A 14,803-nucleotide genomic window follows, 5' to 3' on the forward strand; every position below is an offset into this window, starting at 1 on the left:
AGGTTAATGACGTTTTTTGGTATGAAAGCTAAGAAATATATTTGAAAATACAGCAAAACTGCTGTCAATATTACAACGAACAAAGTAAAGTATAAAAACAAAAAAGGTAGCTTATCCAAACGCTACCTTTTTTGTTTTAGCCAATGTACGCCGACAAATCAAGGTCGTTCATACATTTGAAATGCTTTTGGGGGCAATGATTATAACCAATTTTGGAACAAGGTCGGCAACTCAATTCTTTATTTTCGATGACTACATAGTCGGTTCGGTACGGGTACATTCCCAGCAGCGGCGTGGTATTACCCCAAATCGAATAGATTTTTTTGTGCAAAGCCGCCGCAATATGCATCAGGCCTGTGTCGTGGCTGTACACCACTTGCGCCTGTTGCAACAGCGATGCCGACTGATTCAAATTGAATTTTCCACAAGCATTAAAAACCTTGTTGGGCTGATTATTGGCCAAGAAATATTCTTCAATTTTCTGCGCCACGACAATGTCTTCTTTGCCGCCAAGCAGCGTAACAGGAGCGGGTATTCGTTGGCAAAGTTCTATGAGTTTATGCAGTGGCAGACGTTTGGTAAAATGCTGCGCACCAATGGCAATGGCGGCGTATCCGTTGCGATGCGAAGTGGGAATATCGCAAGGTTGCACCACGTCTTTTTCAGGAATAAAATAGTCCAAACCCTCTTGGTCGGTGTGTACACCCAACGGCGCGACGGTGGCCATGTATCTGTCCACGATGTGCATGGCTGGCATTCGGTTGATTTTGAAACGAACCAAAAGCCATTTTTCCATATTCAATTTATCAAAACTATACGCCTTCACGCCCAACGCCAACTTAATGCGCAAGGTGCGCAAGTTGTGGTGCAAGTCAATAATGTAATCATATTTTTCTGATTTCCATTGCTTAAGCAATTGAGGCAAATTGTTTTTTTCGAGCAAATACAGTTTGTCAATATACGGATTGTCGGCCAACACAACTTTGAAAGGTTGTTTGGTGGCATAATGAATTTCTATGTTGGGGATTTGCTTTTTGAGTGCACGCACAACAGGTGTAGTCAGGACAATATCTCCAATCGAAGAAAAACGAAGAACAAGAACTTTCAAGGCAAATTCGGTTTGTAAGTAAACTATAATTTCTGAAAACGTTGCAAAGATACGTTTCTGTGCATGATAACAAAAGCCCCGCCATTTATCTGAAATAGCAGGGCTTTGTATGTTTTTAACGAAAGTGAAAGCTATTCTTTCACTAATCGTAAATGTTCCACTTGGTCGTTGAGTTGCAATTGGATAATGTACACGCCCGACGCCAAAGACGAAATTGTCTGGTTAAGCGAACGGTTCAGGTGCATAATATCGCCTTGCGCTACTGACAACTGACGGCCTTCGGCACTAATCACTTGCATCATGATTGGGCTTTCGGAAGCCGTGCCAAGCATTTGCAAATTCACGTAACTAGTAGCAGGGTTCGGACTCAACGCAAAGTTGGCGGTTAGCTTTCCTTTTTGTTCGAGGTAAACCGCATGACTATACGTTACTTCTCCGTCTATGTCCACTTGCGCCAAACGGTAGTATGCTTTTCCTGTAAAATATTGGTCGGCAAAACCGTAACGCTGTGAAGCAGAGCTTGTGCCTACACCCGACACGAAACCAATGCTTTCGTAGTGTTTGCCATCAGCCGAACGCTCTACGCGGAAGCCTTTATTTTGGTATTCGAAAGCCGTAATCCATTGCAATTGCGCTACGTTTCCTTGCAAATAACCCGTGAAAGAAACCAAAGTTACAGGCAAAGTATTGATGTCGTCGCTTACTGTCCAATCCGAGAAACCAGAAGTAGAAACACTCACTGTACGCATACCATTTACAACAGAAGGAGACTGTACAGTTCCTACCTGTTCCCAATCAGTAGCTCCTTCAGGAAGACGATACACTTGCGAACTAGTCGAAGCATTTGTACCATTATCATCATCGGCAGGCCATGCCAAAGACAAGCCCAAAGCTCCAGAAGGTTGTGCCGTTGGTTTGATACGCCACAAACGCGCAATCCCTGCATTCGCTCCAAAAGTAACCGCATGAGATGAGCCAGCGAAACGATATGCACGAACCGTTCCTAAATCGCTTGGCGACGAACTAACATTGACACCAATGTTACCAAAGTTAGAGCTACCGCCATTACCGACCGTGCGAGTTGCTTTTACAATACCTTGTACATATCGAGTATTTACATTAGCCGTTTCGCCAGTGATAGTGCCCGTAGTACCCAAATCCAAAGTATCGTTGGTCGTATAAATACCACCAGAGGCAGGGCTTGATGAAAACGAAACTGTTCCTGCCACCGCCAATGAACCAAACAATGACATACCATTCAGGCGTTTGATGCTTACATTACCCAAACCACCCGTAGGCGTTGGCAAAATCAAACGTGCCGTAGTTCCGTCTATTTGTTCTACCGAAAGATGACTCGTTGTGCCACCCGTAAGGCCACCGTTTGTCCAGTTGATTGCACCTTTAAGGGCGAGTGTATTTCCATTACCAATATTCAAAGTTCCTTCAGGCAAATTACATTCGTCGTTAATGGTAAGGTTACTACCTAAAGTTACGCCACCAGAAGAGGTTCTGTTCAAAGTAAAATCATCAAAGCCACCTGTAGAACGAAGCGTACCCACAGCACCCGAACCATTAATAACAAGGTCTGAGTTAGAGCCTTTAGCCTGGATAACACCACTTGCCCCTGTCATTACGCCAGACTCCAACGTTAGTGTATAGCTATTGATATTGAGCGTACCAGCAGGATAATCAAGCGCAGTACCCAACGCACCGCGCAACGTAACATCGCCTAACATAACCAACGTATTACCCGTACGATTTACGATGAGTTTGTCATAGCTACCAGTCGGCACATTGGTACCACCTGTGCCTGTATATTCGAGCGTAGAGCCATTGGCTGTACCATCTAAAATACCCGCAACAACATCTAATGAACCATTATTGAGCGTTATTTTCTTACCGTTCATGTTTAATGTACCCGAAGTAAGCGTGAGTGCGGTGTTGGCACTAATGTCATTGTTGAGTATCACACCACCCGAGTTAGCCACATCCAATGAACGGAAAGCCAATGTGCCTGATGCTTGTGTCAATTGTGCTAGACTACTACCTTTCATTGTTACCACGCCTGCGGTATGTGTAAACGTACCTTGATTATTAAAATCACCATATACATTCAAGTTACCGCCACTACCACCAGTATTGGCAATGGTCAAGGATTTAGTAGAAGCAATTGTAATGTTATGACATTTAGCGGTAGCCGTGTCAATTACTATATTGTTTGGTGCAGTACTTACCATCGTAACATCTGTTGCTTCTTCAGGAATAGTTAGGCTTTGCCAGTTGCGACATTCAAACCAATTGGAATTGGTCGTCCCCTCCCAAACACCTGCTTCAAAAGCACCAGCCCCAATTGAAATCGAATAGCCGCCACGATAGTTAGGGCCACCCGAATTATAATTGGATGCGCTCGTATAAGGAGTCCAATTGCCCGAACCTTGAATACGTTGTATCCAGCCGCGCTTAGATGTTTCCGTTACAGGGCCAGTATATTTATAATAGTTATTTACAGTTCCTGAGTTCGGATTATACGAAATGAAACAATCCATATCAGAAGGCTTACCAGAATTTTGAGTACCTCCTCCAGCACTGTTAGTACAAGTAGGTGTCCAAATATCACCTTTGGTATTAAACACATACAAAATACGACCACCTACATACAAATCATCACCATAATTAACGTTTGTAGGGCCTGTGCCATTATCATCAAGTGTGCCACCTTGTAAGAAAAAGATTTGCTCACCGTTACTATTCAAATTGAAATTACCAGTGTTAGAAGACATACCCGTAAAAGTCCACGTGCTACCTGCTGGAGAAATACAAGACGAACCCGTATAGCTTGTAGGGCCACCACCCGAAATCACCATGGTAATGACGGTACCAGCTGCAATAGTTGAGCCACTAGTAAAGGTCATACGTGCCCAGCCTTCAGATTCTCCAAAAGCATTCAGTATATAATTCGTACTTGAAGGAGACGCAATACCAGGTGTACATTTGTTATAAGAATTATCAGTAATATCAATTACAGTACCTGGAATCAAATCTTTAAAACAAACAAAACTTATTTCATCATCGCTTCCAATATTGCTTGTATTAAAACCAAGAATAGCCAAATCGCCTTGTTCCAAGAACGTACCTTCTACAATATGCAACGTATGCGTGTGGTCAGTACTACTAATGATTGCATTACTTGGCACAGAGGCAATACTAAAGACTACTTTGCTGTTTGTTGTTTTGGGATTTGTATTAGTTTCGTCATCATTAATGTTAATATTGAATGTTGCGGATGATTGACCAACCGTAATAGGTATAGTAACCGTGCTCCCCGCTTTGGCTGGAGAGGTCGTATAATCATCGGGAGAAGTACCACCATAAGTCAAATCTGTTTCTGAAACATTAAGTACGATATTACCCGATACCGCCGCCGCAGGCACTATATCAAGCGTTACGGTATAGCTACTGCCCACCGCTTCACCTTTATACTCTTCGGTGCTGGCAAAACTAACAACCGAAGCCGCATCGTCATCCGTAATGGTGAAAGTAAAGACTTTAGCATTATTATCTATATAAATAGCCCCTGCGTTTGCAATCGTCAACACTACATCTTCATTTGGCTCGTCCACCGCATCGCGCGTAATGTTAATAGGCAAATTGATAGTAGCAGGCGTAGTAATTGTCCCTGTACGCAACGTAAGCACATTACCCACATACGAAACTTTAGTCAGGCCACTACCTGGCGTACCAAAATCATAATCCGTACCGTTGCCAGTAGCTGCACCCGAAAGGTTAATCACAATGTTTTCATTCGCAGGAACATTACCGAAAAAGCGCAATGCAATGTTATAAGTGGAAGTTCCCGCACCCGTTCCTTCTGCAAGACTTGCATCAGCAAGACTAAATTTCACGGAAGGTGAAACAATCGTATGTGAAGCACCCGCCGCAACAGAGATAGTACCCGAAGTTGGGCTACCCGAAAACGTCAAGTCGCTAAAGCTAGTCATACTAACACCTACCGTTTTATTAGAAGCGGCATTATCAATACGAATGTTGGCGGTTATAAAGAAATAAACAGAGTCTGAAGCACTAATCGTTTGAGACAAACCATCGAACAATAAAGAACCACCAGACGCAGCTGTTAGTGGTGTACCGATTTCGGTATCTGTTGTAGTACTGAAACTATTATTGGCAGAAACCCACAATCTAAAGGAAGTAACATCTAATTCTGCATAAGTTCCTTGTGTTGTCAATCGAATAGACTGCAATGTAGCGGTGCTTCCATTGGCTTTCAAAGCTACACGATACAATACATTATTTTGTGAACCCAAAGTAGGTTGTGAACTCGGACTTGGATCTTTGGCATTTACCGAAACACTTGGCGGCGTGGCCTGAGTACCTGTCAGAGTAAAGTTATACGGATTTTCATCTGTATCATTAGTAGTAAACGAGAAGGTTGCACTATGCGCACCATCTACACCCGCAGGAGAAAAGCGAATAATAATGTTGGTATTTTCGCCAGCAGCAACTGTAATAGGGAATATACCCACACCTCCCACTATACTAAATTCTGAAGCATTTGCTCCGCCAAATACTGGGGAAGAAATAATCAAATCGCCTGAGCCTGTATTAGAAATAACAAATATTTTCTCTTGCTGACCGCCGATACTTGCCGTACCGAAGGCTACACTACCCGAACCATCTGGTATGTTTGTACCATTTTGTTCTACCACAATTTCAGGCAATACTTTTGCTGTAAAATTAACTACATACGGATTTTCGCTACCGCTATTATCGCTGTGCGCGATACTTACATTACCCGTAAAAGTACCTGTTACGCCCGAATTAAAACGTACCGTAAATGTTGTGCTGTCTCCAGCGTTTACACTGGCAGCAGGCGAGGACACGAGGCTATAACCTGTTCCCGTTACGGTAGTAGTTGAAATAGTCAACGCAGCAACTCCTGTATTTTTGATCGTAAAAACCACGTCTGTATTAGCACTTTGTTGTGCAAAACCAAAATTATAAGTGTTGGCAGTGTTATAATTCGTACCAAGTTGTTTTACTTGAATTTCTGGTTGGCAAGTAAGTGGTGCATCACCTGTCGCAATCACTTTGGCCGTAACTCCTGTATTGGGATTTACGGTACTTACACCGTTCCAGTTACCATCTGCATCAGTGGCGGCACAACCTACCACGTTGCCTGTCGTACGGCTTAGTGCCGCTATATAACGAACACCATTCGTGTTAGTATTGGGAATAATAGCACCCCAAGCACCAGCAACACCATCTACATTAGTATCATAATAATCTACATAATCGGCAGCGGTTACTGTATTGCCATCACTTTCGATAAATGTACAATACAACGGACGGCCAGTACCCGCCATGTTGCTACTGAGCAGTACAAAATCCTGTGCAGTACCCAACGATGTAGAACGAATGCCCGTTACATTAGAAGCCGCAGAACCGAAAGCAACTGCTGTCATGGTTAGTTTGGTAGTAAGATATAAAGCTGGCGTGCTTCCTCCTGCCCCATCGTTAAGCGCAATACGCACATAAACATTATTGCCTGCCGTAAACGTAGCATTCTGAGTTGGTTCTGTGATAAACCAGCCAGTATAATTACCGCGCGAGTCTGTCGTAATATTTATATAATTAGTGCTAATACTCGTAGCATTTGTATAAACAAAATTGCCTGAAGTAGGAACAAAATACGCATTGCCCGCACCTGCATTGTTATAATCATCAGTAGCCACAACGCAACCGTTAACTGCACGATAAGTTGTATTAGCCAAAAGCCCAGACAAAGTAAGGCGATATGCCACAGGCACACGGTTATTACCTGAAGCCGTTGGGTACGCTACATATTGAGGAAAAAGTGTTTCGTCTATACCGTAAAACTGAATCGCGCTGCTGGCCGCCGAAGTCGTAAGGCTCATGCCGCTGGTTGCTGCTGCCATGAATTGCACTCCACTTTCGATGCCGTCGTAAGTAGTCGTAATCGTTACACTACTTGCGCCCGCTGCGATAATGCCCGTAATAGTAGTTAAGCTACCCGAACCATTGGCCACACTCAAAGTAACAGTAGTCGCAGTGCTTACTGAGCGAACATTATTGCTAGCATCTTGCGCCTGCACCGTAACACTAAAGTTTTGACCTGCTGTATAAGCAGATACAGGTGCAACAAAAGACGTACCCGTAATCGCTAATTTACTAGCGACCGTTGGGGTAGCAAATGCCGTTGGGATTGTGGCTGCCGTTCTATAATTATATGTTCCAATGTTAGACAAATTCCAGTTGAAAGGAATAAGCGAATAGTAATAAGTAGTACCTGCTGTAAGTCCCGTAATGGCTTGGGTTGTTGCTGAGCTACTTGTTACGATAGCGGCAATCGTTCCGTCGCCGATAGTACCACCAACCGTATAAGCCGTAGCATCTGTCGGCGTACCCGTAGGAGCTGAGCCTACTTTTTGTAAAATAATATAACCATCAGCTCCAAATGTAGTGGCAGTCTGGAACGTAAGGTCAATTTGCGAACCACTTACCGCCGAAGCCGATAACGTAGAATGTGCCGTAGGTTCTGTACTTAACGTCCAGAAATTACCCGCCAACGCTGTTGGGCTATAACAAGATGTAGCCGTTAGGTATTCGTAAAGATTCACATAATAGTGTGTTTCTGGAGAAAGACTTGTTACACCAAAAGTAGCTGCCGTACCATCATAAACGGCAAAACCACTACCCACTGCGCCCCCCGAACCAAAAGCCGTATTGGCTGCATAAACATTACCAGAAACGGGGTTTGCGGGAGAAGAACCAGCACCCACAACACCTAATATTTTATCGCCATTACCGCGTGTATAATTGGCCGTTACGCTATTAGCTGTGATACTACCAAATGTAAGAGCGGAGGCTTGTGTGGTTGGAGAAACGCAAGGAACATAACAGGTCCAAGACATATCGTCGAATGTAATACGTGAGCCGTCCGAACGAAGTTCTATGCTCACCGAACCGCCTACATTTACCGTAATGTTAGAAACTTGCACGCCCGAAGTCGGAACAATCGCCGAGCCGTATTGTGTGCCATTTACCCAAACCGTAAACGATGGAGAAGATTCTGAAAACGGAATTTTATGCGAAACAGTAATTACACCACAACCACCCGTAACAGTAGGTGTCGTTAGTATTCCTCTTACAGTAATGGCTTTACCCGTAATGGTTTGGTCGGTACGAGAATTGGTTACAGACCAACTTGCACCATCATCACCAACCCATGTGTAAGGATTATAAGAACTTGATGCAGTAGGAATATTAGTAAACGATTCAGTATCACAATTACTTGAAGCTGAAACTGTCGTAAAACTCCATGTAGTAGAACCGCTAAATCCAGCAAAGAAATTACCAGACAAATCTTGTACGGCAGTGGCGGGTATTTCTACATAATAAGCTGTACTAGCGGCCAAATCCGAAGCAGGATTGATCGTAAGCGTGGCAGAAGAAACCGTAACGGCAGCAGAGGTTACATCAATCGTTTGCACTACGCTATTATCCGAAACTTTTTTAATCAAAATATTGCCCGTGCCTTTGGCTATGCTTTCGCTGAATGTTACAGCCAAATCCGAATTAACCGCTACACTCGTTGCACCATTGGTTGGCGAAAAAGAACTTGCTGTCGGAGCAGTAGCATCGGCAGCAGCAGTCGTAAAGTTCCAAGCAGTAGCCCCACTAATGCCTGCATAAAAATTACCAGCCAAATCTTGTACCGCAGTAGCAGGTATTTCTACATAATAAGCTGTACCAGCCGTCAAGTCTGAAGGCGGATTAATTGTAAGTGTAGCTGACGAAATGGTTACTGCCGCAGACGTTACGTCTATGGTTTGTACTACGCTGTTATCCGAAACTTTTTTAATCAAAATATTGCCTGTGCCTTTGGCAATGTTTTCGCTAAAAGTTACTCCCAAGTTAGTGCTAATCGCTACATTGGTTGCATTATCAAGTGGCGAAAATGTACTGGCTGTTGGTGGCGTTACGTCGGAAGCTGCAACTGTAATTGAAAAATCATCAAGGTATAATTGGTTACTTCCTCCCGAACGTCCATCTATTACCCTAACACATATATTGCTAAATGAAGACAAATCTGCGGTAAATGTTTGATAACTAGTGGTAAATGAAGTAATTGGGTTTGCTCCTGTAGTAACATTAGCCGATGGCAAATTCGTCCAAGGACCTGCCTGAGAAGTACTTGTTTGAACCGTAAATTTAGGGCTTGTAGGAGCCGTACCACTTCTTCTCCAATAAAATGTCAAAACATCAGGGCTGGCAACAATTGGCGTAATAATAGCATCGTTAGCAGCATCAAATGTAGCACATTTAGAACCATTTCTTGGATTATTTGTACCGTGAGCAACAGAAACATAAGACCAGCCCGCAGGAGGAGGAGTCGCACCTTCAAAGCCTTCCGTTATCTGCCCAAACACTGGTGCACCACTCATCATAACCAATAATATCAGCATCAGACTCAGTCGCTGCACACTATTTGTTATACAATTAATGTATATTTTTCTCATAAAAATTCAAAAGATTAACACAAAAAAATTAGAAGATAATTGAAGAATACATAAGAAATCGAATAAAAAGAAGTATTTTCAATGCGGTAGGAGTGGTTGTGCAAAGTTACATACATTTTAAAGTATGTATGTTATGTGTGTGTTAAAAAAACAGGTAATCATTTAACATAATTACCCCTACTCTTTAAGCCATTGTTAGGCCTTCCAAATATAGAGATATTTTATTTTTAAAAAAAACAAAAAACACGCTAATTCTTTGTAAATATGAAATCAAAACAAAACATTCATACGATCAATGCAAAAAAATAAGGGATAATAGATGGTTTATCTAAAATCCCTTATATAATTAGGTATATCGTCTTTTTATTTTTTCTCGCGCTTAAACAAATAACGTGTAATAAAAATACCTGTACTTTTTTCTGCGCCATAAACCCCCGTCGAAACGTTTTCAAGCGTCCAGTTTTCGGCGTACATTCCTTCTATCATGTTGGTAATGGTTTTATCATTTTCTTTGATGTTTCCGAAATTGATACCTACCAAGCTAAAGAAGTTTTCGAGTTTAATCTCGTTAAGATTACCGTCTTTGTCGGTGGTAAGCAAACGCGAACGGCCCAAACCGCCTGGCACAACCGACTCAATGGCCGTTACCTGACGAAATTCATATTTGGCTTGTGCAAAAGCACCCGAAACACCAGCAAGCACAAAGGCCGCTACAAACAATAGTTTTTTCATAAGTGTATTTGTGAATAATTTATTAAAAAATAAAACAAAAACATACACACAACAATCGTACCAAAACATATTAAATACGGTTTGCTTTTTTTATGCGTATCTTTGCGCCCAATTTATAAAAATAATCTAAGAATTGGCCATGACCAACGAACAATTAAAAGATTTGAGGGAACGCGTTTCCGCCCTGAGGAGGTATCTTTGACTACGATAATAAAGTAGCCCTCATTGCCGAAAAAGAAGAAGGTACGACTGCCGCCGACTTCTGGGACGATCCCAAAGCCGCCGAAGCCGTCATGAAAGAAATAAAACTGCTCAAATCGTGGGCGACAGATTTTGAAAAAGCACAAACCGCGCTTTCGGATTTGGAAACACTCCACGAGTTTGCGGAAGCAGGCGAAATAGACGACAAAGAATTAGAAGCCGAATACCAAAAATCGCAAGGCGTAATTGAAGCGTTGGAGTTTAAGAAAATGCTCAACAGCGAAGAAGACCAACTCAGCGCGATTCTGGAAATAAACCCAGGCGCAGGCGGCACAGAAAGCCAAGATTGGGCCGATATGCTGTTGCGTATGTACATCATGTGGGGCGAAAAACACGGCTACGCCGTCCGCGAAATCAATTACCAAGCAGGCGAAGGCGCGGGCATCAAATCGGCTACCATCGAAATTGATGGCGATTTTGCTTACGGCTATCTCAAAGCCGAAATCGGCGTACATCGTTTGGTGCGTATTTCGCCGTTCGACTCCAACGCACGCCGCCACACTTCGTTTGCCTCTGTGTTCGCGTACCCAGTCGTGGACGATAACATTAATATCGAAGTCAATTTGGCCGACATCGAATGGGATACATTCCGTTCGGGCGGTGCAGGTGGCCAAAATGTAAACAAAGTAGAAACCGCCGTGCGCCTCAAACACAAACCTTCGGGCATTATCATTGAGTGTCAGCAAGAACGCTCGCAAATCATGAACAAGGACAAGGCGATTAAAATGCTTAAATCCAGACTCTATCAAATAGAAGTGGACAAACGCAACGAAGAACGCGCCCGCATCGAAGGTTCTAAAAAACGTATTGATTTTGGTTCGCAAATCCGCAATTATGTGATGCACCCTTACAAACTCGTGAAAGATGTGCGTACAGGCGTGGAGCGTTCGGACGTGCAAAACGTCATGGACGGCGACATCGACGAATACATCAAGGCCTTCTTGATGCAGCAAGACTAAAAGTTTCTTATTATCAATAATTTAATATTCAATTTTGGCGGCGCAATGGTTCGATTCGGGCATTATTTTCCCTACCTTTGCCGCTCCCAAAACAAGCAAGCTAAAGTTTTTTCTTTCTTTTTTCTATGATTTCAGTTTCAAATCTGTCGTTGCGCTACGGCAAACGTGTATTGTTCGAAGACGTAAATGCTAAATTCACCGCAGGCAACTGCTACGGCGTAATCGGTGCAAACGGCGCAGGCAAATCTACTTTTCTTAAAATTTTATCGGGCGATATAGACCCCACAACGGGCAGTGTAAGCATCACGCCAGGCGAGCGTTTGGCCGTGTTGAAACAAAACCACTTTGAGTTTGACGAATGCCCTGTGTTGCAAACCGTGTTGATGGGTCACAAAAAATTGTGGGCTATCATGCAAGAGCGCGACGCGATTTATGCCAAAGCAGATTTTTCGGAAGAAGACGGCGTACGCGCCTCTGAACTGGAAGGCCAGTTTGCAGACATGGAAGGCTGGAATGCTGAAAGCGACGCGGCCAACTTGCTTAGCGGCTTGGGCATTCATGAAGAATTGCATTACTCACTAATGAACGAACTTAGTGGTAACCAAAAAGTTAGGGTTCTTTTGGCTCAAGCACTTTTTGGTAACCCAGACATTTTGTTATTGGACGAACCGACCAACGACTTGGACGTGGAAACTATCATGTGGTTGGAAGATTTCTTGGCCGAATTTAAAAATACGGTAATTGTGGTTTCCCACGACCGTCACTTCTTGGACACGGTGTGTACGCACATCGCCGACATTGATTTTAGCAAATTACAAATCTATACAGGTAACTACTCGTTCTGGTACGAGTCGAGCCAGTTGGCCGCCAAACAGCGTTCTGACCAAAACAAAAAAGTAGAAGACAAACGCAAGGAATTGCAAGAGTTCGTGGAACGCTTCAGTGCCAACGCTTCTAAGTCACGCCAAGCAACCAGCCGTAAAAAATTGTTGGAAAAATTGGTAATCGACGACATCAAACCTTCTACGCGCAAGTACCCAGCCATTATGTTCAAACAAGAACGTGAAGCTGGTAATCAGATTCTTACCGTAGAAAATTTGAGCAAAAAAATAGAAGGCAAAACCCTTTTCAGTGGCGTAAATTTCAGCGTGGACAAAGGCGACAAAATCGCGATTGTTTCCAAAGACAGCTTGGCCATTACCACGTTTTTCAAAACGTTGATGGACGAAGAGAAAGCCGACACGGGCGAATACAAATGGGGTGTAACCATTACCAAAACGTATTTGCCAAACGACAACTCCGAGTATTTCAACGTGGATTTGAACTTGGTGGACTGGTTGCGTCAATATTCCGTAGAAAAAGACGAATCGTTTGTACGTGGTTTCTTGGGCAGAATGTTGTTTTCGGGTGAAGAATCGCTCAAAAAAGCGGGTGTACTTTCGGGTGGTGAAAAAGTGCGTTGTATGCTTTCGCGCATGATGTTGCAAAACGGCAATATGTTGCTACTCGACGAGCCAACCAACCACTTGGATTTGGAATCAATTACGGCTTTCAACAACGCCCTGAAAGATTACAAAGGTTCGTTGATTATGACTTCGCATGACCACGAGTTTGTACAAACCGTAGCCAACCGCATCATTGAGCTTACGCCAAACGGCATTCTGGACAAACGCATTACTTACGATGAGTTTTTGGCCAGCGACGACGTAAAAGCGCAACGCGAAACGATGTACAAATAATTGATTTACAATGAAATAGAAACGCCTATTTGCTGCGGTACAAACTGCAACAAATAGGCGTTTTTGTTATTTAAAACAACCCAAAAACTTATTGAATCACGCCTAATTCTTTGCCCACTTCCGTGAAGGCGGCGATGGCTTTATCCAAATGCTCCATTTCGTGGCCAGCCGAAATTTGCACGCGAATACGCGCTTTTCCTTGTGGCACGACAGGATAATAAAAACCAATCACGTAAATGCCTTTGCTCAAAAGTTTTTCGGCAAACTGCTGCGCAAGCGTCGCCTCATACAACATAATCGGAACGATTGGGTGTTGGCCTTCTTTGATGTCAAAGCCTGCTTCTGTCATTTTTTGGCGGAAATACAGCGTATTACGTTCCAGTTTGTCGCGCAAAGCCGTCGTTTCGGTAAGCATATCCAACACGGCCACTGATGCACCCGCAATCGACGGAGCTAAGGTATTAGAAAACAAATAAGGGCGTGAGCGTTGGCGCAACATATCAATAATTTCTTTGCGACCCGACGTAAAACCACCCGAAGCACCGCCCAAAGCCTTGCCCAAAGTTCCCGTAATAATATCGACTCTGTCCATGACGTTTTTGAGCTCATGCACACCTCTACCCGTTTTGCCCATAAAGCCCGAAGAGTGCGACTCGTCGGTCATTACCAAGGCGTTATACTTGTCGGCGAGGTCACAAATTTTGTCTAATTGCGCAATCGTGCCGTCCATACTAAACACGCCGTCGGTTACGATAATGCGATGGCGGCAACCTTTGGCTTTTTCGAGTTGGGCTTCCAAATCGGCCATATCGTTGTGTTTGTAACGCATACGTTGCGCCTTGCACAAACGCACGCCGTCGATGATAGACGCGTGATTTAATTCATCCGAAATAATGGCATCTTGTTCGTTGAAAAGTGGCTCAAATACACCGCCGTTCGCATCGAAAGCTGCCGCGTACAGAATGGTGTCTTCTGTTCTCAAAAAGGCCGAAATTTTTTGTTCTAATTCTTTGTGTACGTCTTGCGTTCCGCAAATAAAACGCACCGACGACATACCGTAGCCGTGCGAATCAATGGCTTTTTTGGCAGCCTCCACCACGCGCGGATGCGAGGAAAGTCCTAAATAATTGTTGGCGCAAAAGTTCAGCACATGGCCGCCCTCAACTGTATCAATTTCAGCACCTTGCGGCGTGATAATGGTACGTTCGCGTTTGTAAAGCCCTGCGGCTTTGATGTCTTCTAATTCTTTGATTAAAACAGGCTGTAAGGTAGCGTACATATTTTAAAATGACAGGATAAAAGTGAATAAAACAGTAATCTGAAAGTGCGCGAAGTTATAGAATTTTGGCCAAGAGATATTCAAAAAAATATCATCTCATCATTTGGCACAGTGCTTGCTTTTGTCGTATAGAAAAAAATGGTAGCTTGCTACGAAATTTTTCATTT

6 protein-coding genes are annotated in these 14,803 nt (G+C 43.4%); 2 read left to right on the forward strand and 4 right to left on the reverse strand.

The genetic code is table 11. From position 1 onward, the window contains the following. Positions 1-136 precede the first annotated feature (136 nt). The 3 genes from BM090_RS04895 to BM090_RS04905 form a co-directional block, all read right to left on the reverse strand. On the reverse strand, positions 137-1,108 hold the full coding sequence (locus tag BM090_RS04895) for a glycosyltransferase family 9 protein (protein WP_091508434.1): 972 nt from the start codon (positions 1,106-1,108) through the stop codon (positions 137-139). Between the two features lie 131 nt (positions 1,109-1,239). Next, on the reverse strand, positions 1,240-9,612 hold the full coding sequence (locus BM090_RS04900; protein WP_221405339.1) for an Ig-like domain-containing protein: 8,373 nt from the start codon (positions 9,610-9,612) through the stop codon (positions 1,240-1,242). 417 nt (positions 9,613-10,029) lie between these two features. Further along, positions 10,030-10,398, reverse strand: a complete 369-nt coding sequence (locus tag BM090_RS04905) for a hypothetical protein (protein ID WP_091508442.1) — start codon at positions 10,396-10,398, stop codon at positions 10,030-10,032. Positions 10,399-10,537: 139 nt separating this feature from the next. On the opposite strand from BM090_RS04905, the gene prfB reads away from it, so the two are divergent. Both prfB and BM090_RS04915 read left to right on the forward strand, forming a co-directional pair. After that, a protein-coding gene (gene prfB / locus BM090_RS04910) for a peptide chain release factor 2 (RefSeq protein WP_143083871.1) occupies positions 10,538-11,618 on the forward strand; the annotation gives its coding sequence in 2 pieces (ribosomal slippage) (positions 10,538-10,597 and positions 10,599-11,618; 1,080 coding nt in all). A gap of 125 nt (positions 11,619-11,743) precedes the next feature. Beyond that, on the forward strand, positions 11,744-13,357 hold the full coding sequence (locus BM090_RS04915) for an ABC-F family ATP-binding cassette domain-containing protein (protein ID WP_091508445.1): 1,614 nt from the start codon (positions 11,744-11,746) through the stop codon (positions 13,355-13,357). 88 nt (positions 13,358-13,445) lie between these two features. Here the strand turns inward: BM090_RS04915 and kbl are convergent, their stop codons facing one another. After that, positions 13,446-14,636, reverse strand: a complete 1,191-nt coding sequence (kbl, locus tag BM090_RS04920) for a glycine C-acetyltransferase (RefSeq protein ID WP_091508448.1) — start codon at positions 14,634-14,636, stop codon at positions 13,446-13,448. Positions 14,637-14,803 lie beyond the last annotated feature (167 nt).

It is taken from the genome of Flexibacter flexilis DSM 6793, from assembly GCF_900112255.1.
GTDB lineage: Bacteria > Bacteroidota > Bacteroidia > Cytophagales > Flexibacteraceae > Flexibacter > Flexibacter flexilis.